19 protein-coding genes and 2 tRNA genes are annotated in these 17,256 nt (G+C 69.6%); 8 read left to right on the top strand and 13 right to left on the bottom strand.

The window, feature by feature from the left end; genetic code table 11:
- Nucleotide 1: 1 nt before the first annotated feature.
- Complete coding sequence (locus ACTWNK_RS28445) at nucleotides 2–1,513, bottom strand: M1 family metallopeptidase (RefSeq protein WP_474307609.1); 1,512 nt, start codon at nucleotides 1,511–1,513, stop codon at nucleotides 2–4.
- A gap of 161 nt (nucleotides 1,514–1,674) precedes the next feature.
- Here ACTWNK_RS28445 and ACTWNK_RS28440 point away from each other — a divergent pair, with 161 nt between their 5' ends.
- The 4 genes from ACTWNK_RS28440 to ACTWNK_RS28425 all read left to right on the top strand — a co-directional run bounded on the left by ACTWNK_RS28440 (nucleotide 1,675) and on the right by ACTWNK_RS28425 (nucleotide 7,156).
- Entirely contained in the window at nucleotides 1,675–2,487 is an 813-nt protein-coding gene (locus ACTWNK_RS28440) for an SAM-dependent methyltransferase (protein ID WP_474307608.1), read from the top strand.
- A 21-nt stretch (nucleotides 2,488–2,508) separates the two neighbouring features.
- The gene (locus tag ACTWNK_RS28435) at nucleotides 2,509–3,669 is read left to right on the top strand and encodes a 4-hydroxybenzoate 3-monooxygenase (RefSeq protein WP_474307607.1); all 1,161 of its coding nucleotides are present in this window, start codon (nucleotides 2,509–2,511) and stop codon (nucleotides 3,667–3,669) included.
- Between the two features lie 16 nt (nucleotides 3,670–3,685).
- Nucleotides 3,686–4,765 (top strand): rod shape-determining protein MreB, encoded by a 1,080-nt coding sequence (gene mreB, locus ACTWNK_RS28430; protein WP_474307606.1) that lies wholly within the window; start codon nucleotides 3,686–3,688, stop codon nucleotides 4,763–4,765.
- 417 nt (nucleotides 4,766–5,182) lie between these two features.
- Nucleotides 5,183–7,156 (top strand): prolyl oligopeptidase family serine peptidase, encoded by a 1,974-nt coding sequence (locus ACTWNK_RS28425; RefSeq protein WP_474307605.1) that lies wholly within the window; start codon nucleotides 5,183–5,185, stop codon nucleotides 7,154–7,156.
- Here ACTWNK_RS28425 and ACTWNK_RS28420 read toward each other — a convergent pair.
- The 4 genes from ACTWNK_RS28420 to ACTWNK_RS28405 form a co-directional block, all read right to left on the bottom strand.
- Entirely contained in the window at nucleotides 7,153–7,776 is a 624-nt protein-coding gene (locus tag ACTWNK_RS28420) for a 4'-phosphopantetheinyl transferase family protein (protein WP_474307604.1), read from the bottom strand. The two genes, ACTWNK_RS28425 and ACTWNK_RS28420, sit on opposite strands and share 4 nt — an antisense overlap.
- Nucleotides 7,773–8,606, bottom strand: a complete 834-nt coding sequence (locus tag ACTWNK_RS28415; protein ID WP_474307603.1) for a metallophosphoesterase family protein — start codon at nucleotides 8,604–8,606, stop codon at nucleotides 7,773–7,775. Before ACTWNK_RS28415 ends, ACTWNK_RS28420 begins: the two co-directional genes overlap by 4 nt.
- Nucleotides 8,607–8,812: 206 nt before the next feature.
- Nucleotides 8,813–9,241, bottom strand: coding sequence for a nucleoside deaminase (locus ACTWNK_RS28410; protein WP_474307602.1), 429 nt, complete (start codon nucleotides 9,239–9,241; stop codon nucleotides 8,813–8,815).
- Nucleotides 9,231–10,085, bottom strand: coding sequence for an LLM class flavin-dependent oxidoreductase (locus ACTWNK_RS28405; RefSeq protein ID WP_474307601.1), 855 nt, complete (start codon nucleotides 10,083–10,085; stop codon nucleotides 9,231–9,233). Before ACTWNK_RS28405 ends, ACTWNK_RS28410 begins: the two co-directional genes overlap by 11 nt.
- Before the next feature lie 93 nt (nucleotides 10,086–10,178).
- Here ACTWNK_RS28405 and ACTWNK_RS28400 point away from each other — a divergent pair, with 93 nt between their 5' ends.
- Nucleotides 10,179–10,628 (top strand): Lrp/AsnC family transcriptional regulator, encoded by a 450-nt coding sequence (locus ACTWNK_RS28400; RefSeq protein WP_474307600.1) that lies wholly within the window; start codon nucleotides 10,179–10,181, stop codon nucleotides 10,626–10,628.
- A gap of 61 nt (nucleotides 10,629–10,689) precedes the next feature.
- On the opposite strand, the gene ACTWNK_RS28395 is transcribed toward ACTWNK_RS28400, so the two are convergent.
- A complete protein-coding gene (locus ACTWNK_RS28395; RefSeq protein WP_474311011.1) occupies nucleotides 10,690–11,412 on the bottom strand; it encodes a DUF2306 domain-containing protein in 723 nt (240 codons plus the stop codon).
- A gap of 160 nt (nucleotides 11,413–11,572) precedes the next feature.
- Between ACTWNK_RS28395 and ACTWNK_RS28390 the strand changes: the two genes are divergently transcribed.
- From ACTWNK_RS28390 to ACTWNK_RS28380, 3 genes are all read left to right on the top strand, one after another.
- Nucleotides 11,573–12,820, top strand: a complete 1,248-nt coding sequence (locus ACTWNK_RS28390; protein WP_474307599.1) for a sensor histidine kinase — start codon at nucleotides 11,573–11,575, stop codon at nucleotides 12,818–12,820.
- 37 nt (nucleotides 12,821–12,857) lie between these two features.
- Entirely contained in the window at nucleotides 12,858–13,517 is a 660-nt protein-coding gene (locus tag ACTWNK_RS28385) for a response regulator (protein WP_474307598.1), read from the top strand.
- A gap of 75 nt (nucleotides 13,518–13,592) precedes the next feature.
- Nucleotides 13,593–13,877 carry a hypothetical protein gene (locus tag ACTWNK_RS28380; RefSeq protein WP_474307597.1) on the top strand — a complete coding sequence of 95 codons (285 nt, stop codon included), beginning with the start codon at nucleotides 13,593–13,595 and terminating at the stop codon, nucleotides 13,875–13,877.
- 648 nt (nucleotides 13,878–14,525) lie between these two features.
- Here ACTWNK_RS28380 and ACTWNK_RS28375 read toward each other — a convergent pair.
- From ACTWNK_RS28375 to ACTWNK_RS28345, 7 genes are all read right to left on the bottom strand, one after another.
- Nucleotides 14,526–14,693, bottom strand: coding sequence for a hypothetical protein (locus ACTWNK_RS28375; protein ID WP_474307596.1), 168 nt, complete (start codon nucleotides 14,691–14,693; stop codon nucleotides 14,526–14,528).
- Entirely contained in the window at nucleotides 14,690–14,884 is a 195-nt protein-coding gene (locus tag ACTWNK_RS28370) for a hypothetical protein (protein ID WP_474307595.1), read from the bottom strand. The genes ACTWNK_RS28375 and ACTWNK_RS28370 overlap by 4 nt, the downstream gene beginning before the upstream one ends.
- A gap of 222 nt (nucleotides 14,885–15,106) precedes the next feature.
- On the bottom strand, nucleotides 15,107–15,943 hold the full coding sequence (locus ACTWNK_RS28365) for a helix-turn-helix domain-containing protein (RefSeq protein WP_474307594.1): 837 nt from the start codon (nucleotides 15,941–15,943) through the stop codon (nucleotides 15,107–15,109).
- 39 nt (nucleotides 15,944–15,982) lie between these two features.
- Nucleotides 15,983–16,510, bottom strand: a complete 528-nt coding sequence (locus tag ACTWNK_RS28360) for a DUF6879 family protein (RefSeq protein ID WP_474307593.1) — start codon at nucleotides 16,508–16,510, stop codon at nucleotides 15,983–15,985.
- Complete coding sequence (locus ACTWNK_RS28355) at nucleotides 16,467–16,835, bottom strand: RNA-binding protein (protein ID WP_474307592.1); 369 nt, start codon at nucleotides 16,833–16,835, stop codon at nucleotides 16,467–16,469. Before ACTWNK_RS28355 ends, ACTWNK_RS28360 begins: the two co-directional genes overlap by 44 nt.
- 173 nt (nucleotides 16,836–17,008) lie before the next feature.
- A tRNA-Val gene (locus tag ACTWNK_RS28350) sits at nucleotides 17,009–17,083 on the bottom strand.
- Between the two features lie 12 nt (nucleotides 17,084–17,095).
- Nucleotides 17,096–17,167: transfer RNA gene (locus tag ACTWNK_RS28345), tRNA-Gly, on the bottom strand.
- Between the last annotated feature and the right edge of the window lie 89 nt (nucleotides 17,168–17,256).

Here is a 17,256-nt window from a genome sequence, read left to right as displayed (position 1 = left end):
GTCAGCCCTTGCCGTGCTGGAGCAGGTCGTGCGTGGCCTTGATCTGGGCGATCGAGGCGGGCGGCGCGACGGCGGCCTTGGCGGCGACGGCGGCGCCGTTCGGGCCGGTCGCGGGCTTGGCCGGGGTGTAGAGCCAGGTGGTGAACAGCGCGTCGAGCCGCTTGCGCGAGATGCGCTCGGCCAGGGCGACGAACTCGGCGGTGTCGGCGTTGCCGTGCCGCTTGGACCTCGTCCAGGTGGTGACCAGCTTGGCGAACTTCGCGTCGCCGATCTCCGTACGCAAGGCGTGCAGGGTGAGGGCGCCCCGGGTGTAGGTGGAGTCGTGGAAGAGCAGGGCCGCGCCGGGATCGCCGGGCTTGACCTGCCAGAACGGATCGTCGGCCGGGATGTCGCCGTAGAAGAAGTCGGCGATCTCGGCCGCGGTCCCTTCGCCGATCTTCTCCGACCAGAGCCATTCGGCGTAGGTGGCGAATCCCTCGTTGAGCCAGATGTCACGCCAGCTCTTCAGCGCGATGCTGTCGCCGAACCACTGGTGCGCGTTCTCGTGCACGACGACATAGGTGTTGGGCCCGGCGGCGAAGAACCTCGGGTCGTACACCGGCTGTGTCTGCGTCTCCAGCGCGAAGCCGGGCAGCGAGCTGGTGACCGAGCCGCCCATCGACCGGAACGGATAGGGCCCGACCTGGTCGGCGAGCCAGTCGACGATCGGGGCGGTCTGCTCGACGCTGTGCCTGGCGGCGGCGTCGTAGCGGCCCAGGTTCCTGCTGTAGGCGGTGGTGACGGGCAGGCCGCCGGAGGAGCGGGCCTGGCGCACGTCGAGGTCGCCGATGAACAGCGTGGCCAGGTAGGTGGCCATCGGCTTGTCCATCACCCAGCGGAAGACGGACTTGGGGCCACCGGTCCGCTTGGCGGCCAGGACGCCGTTGCTGACGGCCTGGACGCCCTTGGGCACGGTGATCTCGATGTCGAAGGTGGCCTTGTCGGCGGGATGGTCGTTGCCGGGGAACCAGAACCAGGCGACCCACGGCTGGCCGAGCGCGAGCGCGCCGTCGGGGGTGGCGATCCACGGCGTGCCGTCCACCTCGGCGGGCACGGGCACCGAGCCCGGCGTGTCGGAGTAGGTCACCTCGACCGTGAACGCCTTGCCCTTGGCCAGCTTGCGCGCGGGCGTGATCTCAAGCTCGTGCACACCGCTCCTGGTGAAGGCGGCGCTCTTGCCGTCGACCCGCACCGACTGCACGGCCAGCAGGAAGTCGAGGTTGAAACGGGTCAGGCTCTGCGTGGCGGTGGCCTGGATGGTGGCCCTGCCCTGCAGCCGGTCGGCGCCCGGCTGGTAGTCCAGGCGCAGCTGGTAGTGCCTGGCGTCGTAGCCGCCGTTGCCGTGCGCGGGGAAGTAGGGGTCGCCGATGCCGGGAGCGCCCGGTCCCGCGCCCGCGGCGATGGCGGGGGAGGTGAGCAGGAGACTCACGGCTCCGGTTGCGGCCAGGAACGCACGTGCTCGTAGCAGTCGCATGAAGGCCCTTCCGATAGCGATGATCGGAACGTAACCCGAGCCGGTCGGGGTCGTCCATGCGCGCGGCAGCCCTGTCGGCCAGGTCGTGGGCGACCTCCGAAAAAGCTTCACTTCGGAAATTTCACATCTTTAGATGATCAATCAGTTCTATGCTTTCCGTCATGAGGGACAGATCGGCCGAGTGGCTGAGCAGCATCGACACCAGCAGGCCGAGCATCGCAAGGGCCTACGACGTCGTGCTCAGGGGCAAGGACAACTTCGAGGTCGACCGGGCCTTCGTCGCCGAGGTCGTCAAGGTCGTCCCCGAGATCTACGACGTCGCCGCCTACAACCGGCAGATGCTGGGCAGGGGCGTGCGCCATCTGGTCGAGCTCGGCGTCACGCAGTTCCTCGACCTCGGCTCGGGCCTGCCGACGGCGGAGAACACCCACCACGTCGCCCAGCGGGCCAACCCCGAGGCGCATGTCGTGTACGTGGACAACGACCCCATGGTTCTGGCTCATGGCCGGGCGCACCTGGCGGAGAACGACCGCACCGCCGTCGTGGTCGCCGACCTGCGCAGACCCGCCGAGATCCTCGCCGACCCGGCCTTACGCGACCAGCTCGACTTCACCCGGCCCATCGCGGTCATGCTGGTCGGCATCCTGCACCACCTGCACGACGACGAGGACCCGGCGGGCATCGTACGCGCCTACCTGGACGCGGTGCCGTCGGGCAGCTATCTGTTCGTCACCCACTTCTGCGACTCCAGCCAGGACGCGCGCGAGGCCGAGCAGAAGTTCCTGGCCCTGCTCGGCACCGGCCGCTTCCGCACGCCGCAGGAGATCGGCGCCTACTTCGACGGCCTGGACCTGCTGGAGCCGGGCGTCGTCCCGCTGCCGCAGTGGCGTCCGGACGAGGGCGAGGAGGGCGACGAGGCCAAGCTGACCGTCGGCCAGCGACTGATGTACGGCGGCATCGCACGCAAGCCGTAGCCCCCGCGCGAAGATGGGGCCATGCGTACCCAGGTCGCGATCGTCGGAGCCGGGCCCGCGGGCCTGCTGCTGTCCCACCTGCTGCACCGCGGCGGCATCACCTCGGTCGTCCTGGAGCGACGCGAACGCGCCCATGTGGAGAGCAGGGTCAGGGCGGGCGTGCTGGAGCAGGGCACGGTGGACACGCTGGTCGCGGCCGGGCTCGGCGAGCGCCTCCTGCGCGAGGGCATGCGCCACACCGGCATCGAACTGAGGTACGGCGGCGCCGCCCACCGCATCGCCTTCGACGACCTGGTCCCCGGCCGGGCCGTCACGGTCTACGGCCAGCAGGAGGTGGTCAAGGACCTCGTCGCCGCCAGGCTCGCCGCGGGAGGCGACCTGCGTTTCGGCGTCGAGGACGTCGCCCTGCACGACCTGGAGGGCGGGCCGTACCTCACCTTCGGGGGCGAGCGGCTCGACTGCGACTTCGTGGCCGGGTGCGACGGGTTCCACGGGGTGTCGCGGGCCTCGGTGCCCGAAGGCGTGCTCAGCTCCTACGAGCGCGTGTACCCGTTCGCCTGGCTCGGGGTGCTGGCCAGGGTGGCGCCCTCGACGCGGGAGCTGATCTACGCGGTCCACGAGCGCGGCTTCGCACTGCACAGCATGCGCACGCCCGAGGTCAGCAGGTTCTACCTCCAGGTGGAGCCGGACGCGCGGCTGGCCGACTGGCCGGACGAGCGCGTGTGGGCCGAGCTGAGGACCAGGCTGGAGACCGTGCCCGGCTTCGCGCTGGCCACGGGCGAGATCGTCGAGCGCTCGATCACGCCGATGCGCGCTCACGTGGTCGAGCCGATGAGCCACGGCCGCCTGTACCTGGCGGGGGACGCCGCCCACATCGTGCCGCCGACGGGGGCCAAGGGGCTGAACCTGGCGGTCGCCGACGTGCTGGTGCTCAGCAGGGCGCTGCGGGCGCACTACGAGAGCGGGGACGGGAGTGCGCTGGCGGACTACTCGCGGGCATGCCTTGACCGGGTGTGGCGGGCCCAGCACTTCTCCTGGTGGATGACGACGCTGCTGCACACCTTCGACGGCGAGGACGCCTACGAGCGGCGGCTGCGGCGCTCGCACCTGGACTACGTCACGTCCTCGCGGGCGGCGTCGGCCTCGCTCGCGGAGAACTACGTCGGACTTCCACTCGAATAAGAGTTTCTATGATCATATGGACGGGCATGTCCGGAATGGTGATCTAACAGGATCTGACTCACACCACAGCCCGGCACCCCCGGCCGGACGGAACACGGGGGGAACGATGCCCTGGCCACGCCCATTGTCCCGCTTCGGTCACGACATGGCCGTCGACCTCGGCACCGCCAACACCGTCGTCTACGTCCGAGGCAAGGGCATCGTCCTGGACGAGCCCTCCATGCTGGCCAAGGCCAAGGCCACCGGCCGGGTGCTGGCCGTCGGCGCCGAGGCCGCCCTGCTGTCCGGCCGTACGACCGACGAGGTCACGATCGTCAGGCCGCTGCGCGAAGGCGCCATCGCCGACCAGGACGCCGCCAGGCACCTGCTGCGCCACTTCGTGGCCAAGGTGCACGGCCACCGCTACGCCAGGCCGCGCCTGGTCATCGCGGTGCCCGGCGCCGCCACCGCGGTGGAGAAGCACAGTGCGATCGAGATCGGCTACCAGGTCGAGGCCAGGCACGTCGACCTGGTCGACAAGTCGTCGGCCGCCGCGAGCGGCGTCGGCCTGGCCCTGCGCGAGCCGCGCGGGCACATGGTCGTCGACGTCGGCGGCGGCACGACCGACATCGCGATCATCACACTCGGCAACACGGTCGTCGCCCACTCGGTCCGGGTGGGCGGCCACGCCTTCGACCGGGCGCTCGCGGGCTACGCGCGCAGGGAGCACCAACTGGTGATCGGCGAGGCGACGGCCGAGAAGGCCAAGATGGCCGTCGGCGGCGACCGGCCCAGCGTACGGCTGCGCGGCAGGGACGCGGGCACCGGCCTGCCCAAGGTGATCGCGCTGCCGTACGAGCAGGTGCAGGAGGCCATGGCCGGGCCCGCGACGGCCGTGGTGGACGCGATCTGCGCGGCCTTCACCGAGTGCCCGCCCGACCTGGTGGCCGACATCGCCGAGCGTGGCATCGTGGTCACCGGAGGCGGCTCGCTGCTCGGCGGGCTGGCCGGGCGCATCCGCAGGGAGACCGGCGTGCCCGTCGTCGCCGTCGAACGGCCGAGGCACTCGGCCGCACTGGGTTCCGGCCGGTATCTGGAGGCGGGCCAGCAGCTTTGAGTGCCCTTCGCGCGGATAATAGGACGCCGATATTGCTCAGGACTCGACGGACCGCAAAAGATCGGGTAAGAAAGCTGGGGTAATAAGTGATGGGAAAGAGCTGCGCATCGTGTGACCCCTGAGGTCGACCCCACGCGACGAGAGGCCCGGATGATGTCGTGCATTGTGTTCGGGCTGCCCGGAGAACGCATCCCCACCTGGGCGAACGCCGTGTGGACACCGCCTCGTCGAGCACTTTCACGGCCACCGGATCGCATCTCGTAACGCAGTGCAGCGGTTTGTCACCCCTTCTTCGGTGAGATACGGACTTTCCCGGAGTGGGGTTTTGGGCCGCCGTCCGCATACGTTCATCTCATCTTCACGGCAACGGTGTGATTTCGGCGAAGAAAGTGCCGGACAAGAGCGGAGAGACACGTAGTGCAGCAGGCCCCCGAAGGTTCGATCCCCAGACCGGTAACGGCGAGCGACGCGGCGAGAGCCCGGCTGTCGTTCGGTTTCCCGCAGATCGAAGGCGGAGTGTGGTGGCAGGAGAGCCGCCCGGCCCAGGGGGGCAGGACCACGGTCGTGCACGCGTCGGGCCCGGGTGTGCTGCGCGAGCCGCTCAACGACACCGGCGGCTGGCAGATCAGGACCCGCGTCCACGACTACGGCTGGAATGTCAGAACCCGCGTGCACGAGTACGGCGGACGCTCCTACCTGGCCCTGCCGTCCGGCGAGCTGATCTTCGTGCACGGAGCCGACCAGCGCGTCTACCGGCACGCCCGGGGCGACGACCCGGCGCCGATCAGCCCCATGCCGTCGGTGCCCGCAGGGCTGCGCTACGCCGAGCTCACCCTGTCGCCCGACGCCCGCGAGCTGTGGTGCGTGCGTGAGGAGCTCGACGCCGACGGCGGTGTCACCCGGGCCCTGGTCGCCCTGCCGCTGACCGGCGTGGCCGCCTCCGACCCCGCCGCCGTGCGCGTGCTGGCTACCGGCTCGGCCTTCTACGCCTGCCTGGCGCTGTCGCCGTCCGGCCGCAGGCTGGCCTTCGTCACCTGGGAGCACCCGCGCATGCCGTGGGACGGCACCGAGCTGCGCGTCGCCGACGTCGCGGCCGACGGCACGCTCGGCCCCGCAGCCGTGCTCGCGGGTGGCCCCGAGGAGTCGGTCCTGACGCCCGTGTGGAAGGACGACGACACCCTCTACGCCGTCTCCGACAGGTCCGGCTGGTGGAACCTGTACGAACTGGCCGCCGACGGCTCGGCGAGCAGGCCGCTGCACCCGGCGCAGGAGGAGTTCGCCCAGCCGCTGTGGCAGCTCGGCGGCGCCACCTACGGCAGGCTCGACGACGGGCGGCTCGCCGTGCTGCACGGGCGCGGCGACATGCGCCTGGGCGTGCTCGACCCGGAGAGCGGCGTGCTCGACGACCTCGACCTGCCCTTCACCACCTGGCAGCCCGCCCTGTCGGTCTCGGGCACCACGGTCGCGGGCATCGCGGGCGGGCCCGGCCTGCCCTGGTCGCTGGTGTGGGCCGACGCCGCTACCGGCAGCTGGGAGGTGCTCGCCCGTACGATCCCCAGGCCGCCCGACCGCTCCCAGCTGCCCAGGCCCAGGGAGATCCACGCACGCAACACGGCGGGCCTGCCGGTCTCGGCCTTCGTCTACCCGCCTACCACGCCCTCGCCGTCGGGCCAGGCGCCGCCGTACGTGATCTGGGTGCACGGCGGGCCCACCGGTCACGCGGGCACCGGGCTCGACCTGGGCAAGGCGTTCTTCACCAGCCACGGCATCGGCGTCGCCGACGTCAACTACACCGGCTCCAGCGGCTTCGGCCGCCTGCATCGCGAACGGCTGCGCGGCCAGTGGGGCGTCGCCGACGTCGACGACGTGATCGCGGTGGCGACCGAGCTGGCCGCATCGGGTCTGGCCGACCCCGCCAGGCTGGCGATCAGGGGAGCGAGCGCGGGCGGCTGGACGGTGCTGGCCGCGGTGACCTCGTCACCGGTGTTCGCCGCCGCGACGTCCTACTTCGGGCTGTGCACGGTCGCCGGGTTCAGGGACGAGACGCACGACTTCGAGTCGAGGTACGTCGACGGCCTGATCGGCTCGGCGGACCCCGCCACCCGCGAGCCCCTGGCCAGAGCCGGGAGCGCGGCCTGTCCCGTGCTGCTGATCCAGGGCCTGGACGACCCCATCGTCAGGCCGAGGCAGTCGGCGCGGTTCGCCGAGGCCTTGCAGGAGGCCGGTGTGCCGCACGCCTACCTGGCCTTCCCCGGCGAGTCGCACGGCTTCAGGAAGGCCGACACCATCGTCAGGTCGTTCGAGGCCGAGCTGTCCTTCTACGCGCAGTGCTTCGGCCTCGACCTGCCGGACGTGCCCGTGCTGCCGATCGAGACACCGGTCAGGCGTTAGGGCGCGGGCAGGGCGATGGCGGTGAGCACGAGGCCGCCCGCCACCAGCCAACGGCCGTGGAACTCCGCCACCGGCGTCGCCACCAGCGGCCTGCCGACGAACGTGCCGTCCGGCTCGACGCGCACATGCGCCTCGGCGAAGTCGAGCCAGCGGCCGGTGATCGGGAACCACGCCTTGTACAGGCTCTCCTTCGCACTGAACAGCAGCCTGTCCCAGTGCACCTCGCCGCCGAGCCCGGCCAGCTCCGTGCGCTCCCGCGGCAGCGAGATCAGGCCGAAGACGCCGTCGGGCAGCGGCGCGTGCGTCTCGGCGTCGATGCCGACCGAACGCGCCCGCAGCGACACCGCCGCGGCGCGGTAGCCGTCGCAGTGCGTGATCGCGCCCCGCACCCCCTCGGGCCACACCGGCGCGCCGCGTTCCCCCCGGCCGATCGGCCCCGGCGCGATCCCGAGCCCGGCCAGGGCTTCGCGGGCGCAGTGCCGTCCGGTCGTGAACTCACGCCTGCGCTTGTCGACCGACCTCGCGATCAGCTCCTCCTCCTCGGGCCACAGCCGTACGCCGGGAGGGTCGTCGAGGCACTCGTGTGCCGTCACCCACGACGGCAGGATCTTCTCGATCATGCGAGCGGGGCCGGGAGGATCGTGCGCAGCAGGCGGGGAGGCGTCGCGCGGGCCTGCCACTCGCGCGGGTAGCCGAGCGAGACCTCCTCGAAGCGCACCCCGTCGTACCAGGTCGTGCGGGGGATGTGCAGGTGGCCGTACACGGCGGTGACCGCGTCGAAGCGCACGTGCCAGTCGGCGGTGCGCTCGGTGCCGCACCAGATGGCGAACTCGGGATAGGTCAGCACCAGCGTGGGCTCCCGTACCAGGGGGTAGTGGTTGACGAGCACCGTCGGCAGTCCGTCGGGACGCTCCAGCAGTCTGCGCTCGGTCTCGGCCACCCGCGCCTCGCACCACGCCTGACGGCTCGGGTACGGGTCGGGGTGCAGCAGCATCTCGTCGGTGCACACCACGCCCTTGTCGTAGGCGAGCGCCAGCGCCGCCTCGGCCGTCGGCACGCCGGGCATCCTGAAGGAGTAGTCGTAGAGCAGGAACAGCGGTGCGATCACCACCCGGCCCTGCTCGCCCTCCCAGATCGGGTACGGGTCCTCGGGAGTGATCACTCCCAGGTTGCGGCACGTCTTGACCAGCCGCTCGTAGCGTTCGACGCCGCGCACCTGCACCGGGTCGCTCGGATGGCTCCACAGCTCGTGGTTGCCCGGCGCCCAGACGACCTTGGCGAACCTGCGGGCCAGCAGGCCGAGCGCCCACTCCACATCGGAAAGGCGCTCGGCGACGTCACCGGCGAGCAGCAGCCAGTCGGAGGGCGACGCCGGTCGCAGGGCCTCGACGATCTCCCGGTTCTCCCGATAACCGATGTGAAGATCGCTGATCGCCACGACCGAACTCAAACCGGGCCTCCTCCGCCGAAGGTCGACATCCGCACTCTAGGGCGCGGAAGATCAGATCGCCAACAGGAACTCGGTGGCGTTGAGCAGCCAGATGACACCCCACAGAACGAGCACGGCGAGCCGATCTCGGCTCATGGCAGGTACCCCCAGTGTCGCGAGGAACCGAGCCCCCACACCCAGTGTGCATCGCGCCGGGCAGCCCTGGGTCAGGTGTAGTAACCCCGTACCGGAACGCTCGCCTCCTCCAGCAGCGCCGGCCCTTCCTGAGGTACGGCCGGCCACCCGCCGCCGCCCGGCTTCAGCGTGCCGAACTGCTCGGTCGACAGGGCGAACACCACCCGGCCGAGCCCCGAGCGCTCGATCGCGCCCGTGCACATGCCGCACGGCTGGCAGCTGGTGAACATCGTGGTGGCCGCGGCCGCCTCGGCGTCCAGGTGCTGGGCCGCCCATCTGGCCAGCTTCAGCTCCGGATGCGCGGTGATGTCGTCACCGGTGACCGTGGTGTTGCGCTCCTCCACCAGCACGACGCCGTCAGGCCCGGCCAGCAGCGAGCCGAACGGCGGGTCGCCTCCCCTCCTGGCCTCGGCCGCCAGCTCAACGGCCCTGCGCAGATGCTGCTCCTCCTCAGGCGTCATCGCCCTCTCCTCTCGTCGTGGCCGCGATCGTCGCCAGCGCGTGCCAGGCCCGGTGCGGGGTGCGGGTCTCTTCGGGGTCCCCGCCGAAGGGGTCGAGCACGACCGTGCTCGCGCCCAGTGCGGACAGCTCCTCCAGGTCGGCGCGTACCTGGTCGAGCGTGCCCTCTCCGGCCAGCCGCCCGGCCGTGGTGACCGGTCGTTCGGTCAGCCGCAGTGCGATGCGCGGGACCAGGCCCGGCATGGGCAGGGACTCGGCCACCGTGACCGCCTTCAGCTCGGCCACGGCCGCACGCAGCCACGGCATCGTGAAACGCAGCGGGTGCCAGGCCTGGCCGTACCTGGCGGCCCTGCGCATGCCCATGGTGCTGTTGCCGCCCACCCAGAACGGGATGTCGCCGCTGCGGTAGTCGCCGGCGTCGGCCCACGCCTTCCTGATCGCGACGAGGTACTCGTCGGTGAGGCGGCCGCGCCGCTCGAACGGCACGCCGAGCGCCTCGAACTCCTGCCTGGCCCAGCCCACCCCCACGCCGAGCACGAGCCTGCCGCCGCTGAGGTCGTTGAGATTGGCCGCCATCCTGGCGGTGAGCAGCGGCTCGCGGTAGGGCACGATGAGCACGGTCGTGCCCAGACGTACCTTCGTGGTGATGCCGGCCAGCCAGGACAGCGTGGTGAAGGGCTCGTAGAACGGCGCAGGGTACTGCGCGGCCACGTCCGGGGTCACCACGACGTGATCGGAGACCATCAGCAGGCCGTAGCCGAGACCTTCGACCGTCTGGGCCCAGGCGCGCAGCACGCCTGGATCGGTGCCCGGGCCGAAGTTCGGGACATTGACTCCTAGTTGCACCCACCAAGGCTATCCAGTGGCCCGGGCCCGGCTGAAGGCGATCGTCACGGTGAACGACGCGATCTGCCGTGGAAAGCCCGGTAGATTGGCGTGATGGCCGAGAGTCTTGACGCGATCGACTGGGCGATCCTGGGCGAGCTGCAACGCGACGGCCGTCTGCCCATCACCGAGCTGGGCAGACGGGTCAGCCTGAGCGCCTCCGCGACGGCCGAGCGGGTCAGACGGCTGGAGACGCAGGGCGTCATCACCGGCTACCGTGCCGTGGTCGACCTGGAGAAGGCGGGCTTCGCCGTGCTGGCCGTCGTGCGGCTGAAGTACCCGGGCAGCAGGCACGGGCCGCTGCACACCCTGCTGGCCGAGCGCACGGAGATCATCGAGTGCCTGCGCACGACCGGCGACGACTGCTACACGCTGAAGGTGGCCGCCACGTCGATGCCGCACCTGGAGCAGCTGGTCGACGAGCTGGCCGTGTTCGGCAGCACGACGACCAACCTCGTCTACAGCCAGACGCTGCCATATCGGGGGCCTTCGGCGAAGAGCTGAGTGCGGCGCGTTTATCGGGGGCGTCAGCGCCGTGCCGACTGCGGCGCGATTATCGGGAGCCCTAGCGCAGTGCCGACTGCGGCACGCCTCTGCCGCCGCGTACGCCCCTGCGTGTTCCTCTGCTCTCGCGGCGCAGGATGAGCTCGGCCACGATCAGGTTCGGCACCCAGCACAGGAACGGCACCAGCGCGTACACCCGCTCGAACGCCGTCTCCGGATCGACCCCCGCGACCAGCCCCTGGATCGGCACACCGGCCCCGACGATCAGCCGCAGCATCACCGCGGCGTACGTCAGCGAGAAGGCCCTGATCGCCCAGCGCCGGTGCGCGGCGACCTCACGACGCCTGATCGCCAGGAACGCCGCCACCGTGAACGCCACCCACAACACCCCGAGCAGCCCGAACCCCGCGCCGCCCATCCACCCGGCCACACTCATCGGCGCCAGCAGCACCCCGCACACCCCGGCGACGATCATGCCGGCCATCGTCACACGTCCGGTGAGCCGGTGCAGGCGTGGCCACCTGGCCCGTACCCTGGCCGCGAACTGCAGCGGCGACAGCGCCAGCACCACGGCGCCGAACCCGATGTGCAGATAGAACGCCACATGCACCCACGCCGGGCGGGCGGCGAAGTTCGAGGCGATCGGATTGTCGCCCTTGGCCAGCTCCTGCAGCGATCCGCTGAAGTACGGCAGGATGGTGAGCGCCGTGATGCCGACGGCGCTCAGCGCGATCCACCACCACCAGCCCACACTGCCGCGCCGTACACGCTCCTGGGTCACCATCTCGCACACGCCCTCCCGCTGGACTCCTCGGTCGGGCCCCAACCTAGGATCGCGGCCTTGGCCCGGTCGCCACTCGGACAAGGGAGGCGGCCTCCCTCATTCGAGTGAGGCCGGGGCCGCGCGGTTGACCGCCGAACAGGGGAACGGTGCAGGATGAGACATGCGCATCCCCAGGGGCCGCCTCGCGACGTTACGGCCCCCGCTGACCGACGCCTGGCTGGCGGGCGGCCTCACCGCGTTGTCGGTGGCGGCAACCGTGCTGGCTCCGTACGGCCCTCCCTATCGCGGCGTCGACCTGGTCAGCGTCGTCCTCACCGTGATCGCGCCCGCGTCCCTGCTGTGGCGCAAGAGCTGGCCGGTGCCCGTCCTGCTGGTCTCGGGCACGGTCCTGGTCGTGAACGCGGCGCTCGGCTACGCCGTCACCGTGGTGCAGTGGCCGGCCTGGATCGCGCTGTTCACCTCGTTCTCGTTGCCGGTGGGGCAGGGCAGACGGGTGACCGGCGTGGTGACCACCGTTCTGGCCATCGGCGGCTACATGGTGTTCGACCGGCAGCCCGTCGACGCGTCCGAGATGGCGGGCATCGTGATGTGCTTCCTCATCGCCACCATCGGCGGCGACGCCGCCCGCAGCCGTCGTGCCTATGCCGAGGCCGCCGAGGCCAGGGTGCTGAGCGAGGCCCGCGAACGCGCCATGCTCGGCGAACGCATCCAGCTCGAAGAGCGCACCCGCCTGGCCCGCGAGCTGCACGACGCGCTGGGCCACGCGGTGAACGTCATGGTGATCCAGGCCGGGGTGGGGCGCAGGGTGTTCGCCGACAATCCGGAGTTCGGGCACGAGGCACTGGGACACATCGAGACCGTCGGGCGCGGGGCGCTGGACGAGCTGGACCGGTTGATCAAGGTACTGCACCCGCCGGACGAGGGCCGGACGGAAGGCGTGCTTCCCCGCGACCTTCCGGGCCGGGTTCCGCACGCTGCCGTTCGCGCCACGACAGAAGGCGCGCTTCCCGGCGACCTTCCCCGCGACCTTCCCGGCGACACGGGCGGTCTCAAGGAGCTGGCCGAACGCGTCAAGGCGGCAGGCCGCGTCCTCGACCTCGACACCGGCGACGCCGACCTCACCCTCGACGCCTCGCCCGCGCTCTACCGCATCGCGCAGGAGGCCGTCACCAATGCCCTGCGTCACAGTACGCACGGCCGGATCCGGCTGCGGCTGTCCACGGTCGGCGACGAGATCCGGCTGGACGTCAGCAACGAGGGCGAGCACTTCCCGGCGCCGGTACCCGGTCGTGGGCTGGTCAACATGCGCGAACGGGCTCGCCTCGAAGGCGGCGACCTGGAGGCGGGGCCGGTCGCAGGCGGCTTCCTGGTACGAGCGCGGTTGCCGCTTCCCGGGGTGCGGGCATGATCGGCTCTGCGGTGTGGCGGTCCGGTCCGGTGTGCGGATGATCCGCGTTTTTCTGGCCGATGACGACGCCCTGGTCAGGGGTGGCCTGCGTGCTCTGCTCGACGCCGAGCCCGATCTCACCGTCGTGGGGGAGGCGGCCAACGGCCTGGACGCGGTGCACGGCGTACGCGGTTGTCGTCCGGACGTCGTGCTCATGGACGTCCGGATGCCCGGCTACGACGGCGTCCAGGCCACACGGGAGATCACCTCATGGCCGCAGCCGAGGCCCCGGGTACTCGTCCTGACGACGTTCGACCTGGACGAGGTGGTCGACGACGCCATCGCCGCGGGCGCCGACGGCTTCCTGCTCAAACGCGCCACCCCCGAGCAGGTCGTCTCCGGCATCCGCACGGTCGCAGGCGGCGACGCCCTGGTCGCCCCCTCCGTCACCCGCCGCCTCCTGCAGACCCTGGCCGCCACCCGCAAACCCGCCGACGACGCCACCACCGCCTACGCCACCCGCCTGACCGACCGCGAGGCCGACGTCCTCCGCGCCTTGGCCAGCGGCAAGTCCAACACCGAGATCGCCCGCTCGATGCACGTCTCCGTGGAGACGGTCAAAACCCACATCAAACACCTCCTGGGCAAACTGGAGGTCCGAGACCGCACCCAGGCAGTGGTGTGGGCTTACCGAACGGGCTTCGTGGACCGGGGGTAGGCGGCCGTCGTCACCGGACACGGGTACGCCGGCGTGTGGTGACGGGGCAGCCCGCGCATTGTCGAGGCGCGCCCGATGCCCCTGCCGACCCTGGCGACCGTCGAGCATCTGCCCGCAGTGCTCCTCCCATTGGACTCGCAGCCAGGCGACGGCCTTGTCGACGTCCACGGATGGGCGGCGCAGCGCCTCCTGCTCGCGTTCCCGACCCTGGCCGATCCATTGGCAGGCGTGCCAGTGCCGCATGTGTCCTCTTCCCAGGGCGTTCGGAAGGTCCGGGAATCACCAACCCAGGCCTGTGATGCGGGCTGGTGCCTTGGCGGGCGCGATTGGCTGGAGACCTATGCCGATCGCGAGCCGTGATGCCTCAGGAGGGGGCGGGTGCCGCTTTCGACGGGAGGAGCCTGGTCCGGAGATCCCACGGCACGGGAACGACATCGTCCAGGCGCACGAGGAGCTGGTTGGCCAGTGCGTAGCGTAGGTGGGAGGAGTCCAGTCGGAGTTGGGCGCCGCGTTCCACCAGTCGGGGTCTCCTGCCGTGTGGCTCGAACAGATCGGCGATCACCGCGTACCGGGAATAGCCCCCCACGCTGTAGACGGCGGCCGAGCGCCGCAGGTGGGGGCACTGGGCGATTGCCCTGGGAATGCATGAAAGGCAGGTGGGAGGGGCATTGGTGAACCCCGAGCTCGCCCCGCCCTCTTCCCACGTCTCCTCGCGAGACAGCAGCCACCACACCCGGCCACTGTCCGAATCACGCGCCGGGCGTGCGCACGCCTGGCACAACGCCTGATCCATGCACCGCCACTGACGGACCACGTTCACGGTCTTCAGATCCGGGCGTCCTGCCCGGTTGTCGAGCATCCGAGCTCGCAACACCCCGTGCCGCCAGTCCCCGGGAACGGGATCGCGGTGCGAGAGCCGTACTCCGCCCTCAGGGTGGCGGACCATCCGTAGGCGCTGGGACACCGCCTCGCCTTCGTGTCCGACCACATAGGGCATCTCGAAGTCGCTCACGCCGGTCCCCGATGCCGGAACTCCGGATCCAGGCACGCGGCCAGCACAGGCCCGAAGTCGGCGAGCGAGAACGTCCGTGCGTTCTCGTACAGGGGATCGGCCGACTGCTGTGTCAGAGCCTCGTCGGCAGCGGCGGGCTCAGGCCGTCCCGCTGGGGCGCTCATGCCGCGCACGCCCGTCTGCTCGGCGCGTGGCGGGAAGGATGCGACCGCGAGGGGGTGGAACCGCCTATGTCCCACAGGGTGTTGGGCCGCTTCTCCAGCACGGTGTTGGATTCGGCAAGGGCGAGGTAGCCGTCGATCCCCAGCGTGCCGGGATCACCGCTCTCCCGCACACCCCGCCGAAGCATCTGCACCCTGTACTCCTCGCATGTCCATGACGGAGGAGGTACAGGGACTGGCTCACGACCGAGCTCGTCCAACTCGGCATCGGTGAGCGGCCCTATCAGGAACGCCTTCTCGGGCTTGAGGCAATGTCTCTGACGGCGTGGGACCGCCTGACGTGGGAGCATGCCTCGACGGTAGGAGCGGAGGATTCTGAGGCTCAACGATCTTGCCCATATTGGGCCCCTATTCACTCAGTCCGGGAGGGCTCCTTTGATGAGCCGTCGTGCGGCATCTCCGTGAACTGCGATGGCTGCAAGAGCCGCGAAGCGCTCCGAGTACAGGGCGATTTCCCATGCCTGGCTCAACTTCAAGTGGCCAGAGACCAGCTCCACGCTGACCATGTCGTTGTCGAACATCGTGAACCCCTCGACGGGAGCCGCGTGAGGCGACGCGGCTCTGACCGCGCCCAGGGGGATGATTCCTAGTGAGGTCGATGGAAGGGCGATGGCCCGCTCAAGGGCGCTGAGCTGGTCTCGAAGCACGCCGCGTTCGAAGAGTTGGAAGCGCAGAGCGGCTTCCTCGATGAGGAATATGAATCGGTGTCCTGCCTTGTGAAGGATGCTCTGCCTACGGATACGCTCCTTCACGGCGGCGTCGATGTCATTCGTGTGTACCTTGTGTCGCTGTTGGACCGCGTGGAGAACCGCCCCGGCATAGCCCGGTGTTTGCAGGAGCCCGGGGATCATCCTTGGCTGATAGACGCGGACAAGAGCGCTCCGTTCGAAGATCGGTCGTACAGATTTCTGCGCCGCTCGAAGTCCTGCCCGGTTGATCCGCCGAGAGTCCGTCCACATTCCGGCCGCGGCTCGTTGACTGGCCAGCAATTCGGCCGTGCGCTCCGGAGGTACTCCGCAGACGCGACACCAGATGCGGATGTCCTCTGAGGACGGAGGCCGGATCGCATTTTCGATCTTGGATACCTTGGATACCCCGTGCCAGCCCGCCGCTTCCGCCAACGCTGTTCCGCTCAGCCCCGCATCTGTACGAGCCTCTCGAAGCTGATCGGCGAGTACCTGCCGTGCGTGCATGGCACTTGAAGAGCCTGACGAAGGCATGGGCTTGCAGGTTCAGACCTGGTAGTTCTCATGCGGCGTGGCCGCATCCCACACGGTCTCGAACGCTGAAGCGCAGAGGCCGGCCACAGATGGGTCCTCCGTGAACTGGTGTCCCTGAAGCTCTCCGTTGCCGTCGAACAGTGAGAAGCGCACCAATCGCCCGTCGAAGACCCAGTAGGGATTGCCGGGCAGTGCAAGCCCGGAAGTGAACGCGCGAGGCAGCCAGCGCACTTCCTCGCCTGCCGGAAGCTGGAAGACGGGAACAACGGCGTACTCCCAGCGGACATAGTCCGACACCGGCTCAGAGACGATGCGCACTCGCCGCACCGTAACGCCACGCGCCACGGCACCCGACACCAGACTCACCCACGCTTCCGCCTTGCTGGCATCCACGAAGGGTTTTCCAAGCTTCCAGGCTTGGAAGGAAGGGTTGGACGTCATGTGCTGATCGTGCATCTCCAGATGCACGGCCGATGTGGTGCAGCTGCCCAGCAGTTCAGCGAAGGTCGGCTTCTTCGAGTCGTGTCCGAATATCTTCATCGGGCCTGGGGTGTGTGGCGGGAGTGAATCGACGCCTACCTTGTTCGTAGCTGCCACGGATTGCCTCCATGATGATGTCCGCCATTGCGGCGGGAAGTCGCACCACCGATTCCGAGTCCTTGATCCGGCTGTCGGAGTTGATCCACGCCAGTATGTCGGGGTCGCTGACCGTGTCACCCTGGAAGAAGAAGTCTCCAGTCTCGGGATCGACGAAGACTGCGGGGCAGTCGTCCGTCTCGTTCGTGGGGTCGACGCCTACGAAATCCAACCGCTTCATGAGTCCTGCCCAGGAGTCGCTTGAGGTTGTCCCGTACTGGAGGAGCATCAACGCGGACTATGGCGTGGTCAAGGGCCTGTGCCCGAAGGCGTCATATGAGTCAGCACAATGTCGGTGCGCAAAACGGTGACCACCGGGATCAATCGCCAACAACACGAAACCCCAGACCCGCGGCTAAACCGCAAGCTGGGGCTCTATGTCCTGTCCGAGCGAGTCGGAGCTGGTGGACGATACAGGGATTGAACCTGTGACCTCTTCCGTGTCAGGGAAGCGCTCTCCCGCTGAGCTAATCGTCCGGGATACCGCAGAGCGGAAGACGGGATTCGAACCCGCGACCCTCACCTTGGCAAGGTGATGCTCTACCACTGAGCCACTTCCGCGTAGCCGTCGTGCGGCGACGGGGGTAACTCTAGCGAATCCCGGCCGACTCCCCAAACCAGAATGACATGTAAGGGGCTAACATGCCTTG

The organism is Nonomuraea sp. IBHARD001 (genome assembly GCF_056106265.1).
The sequence above is the reverse complement of the archived record's forward strand: the minus strand, read 5'-3'. Positions and strand labels throughout refer to the sequence as shown.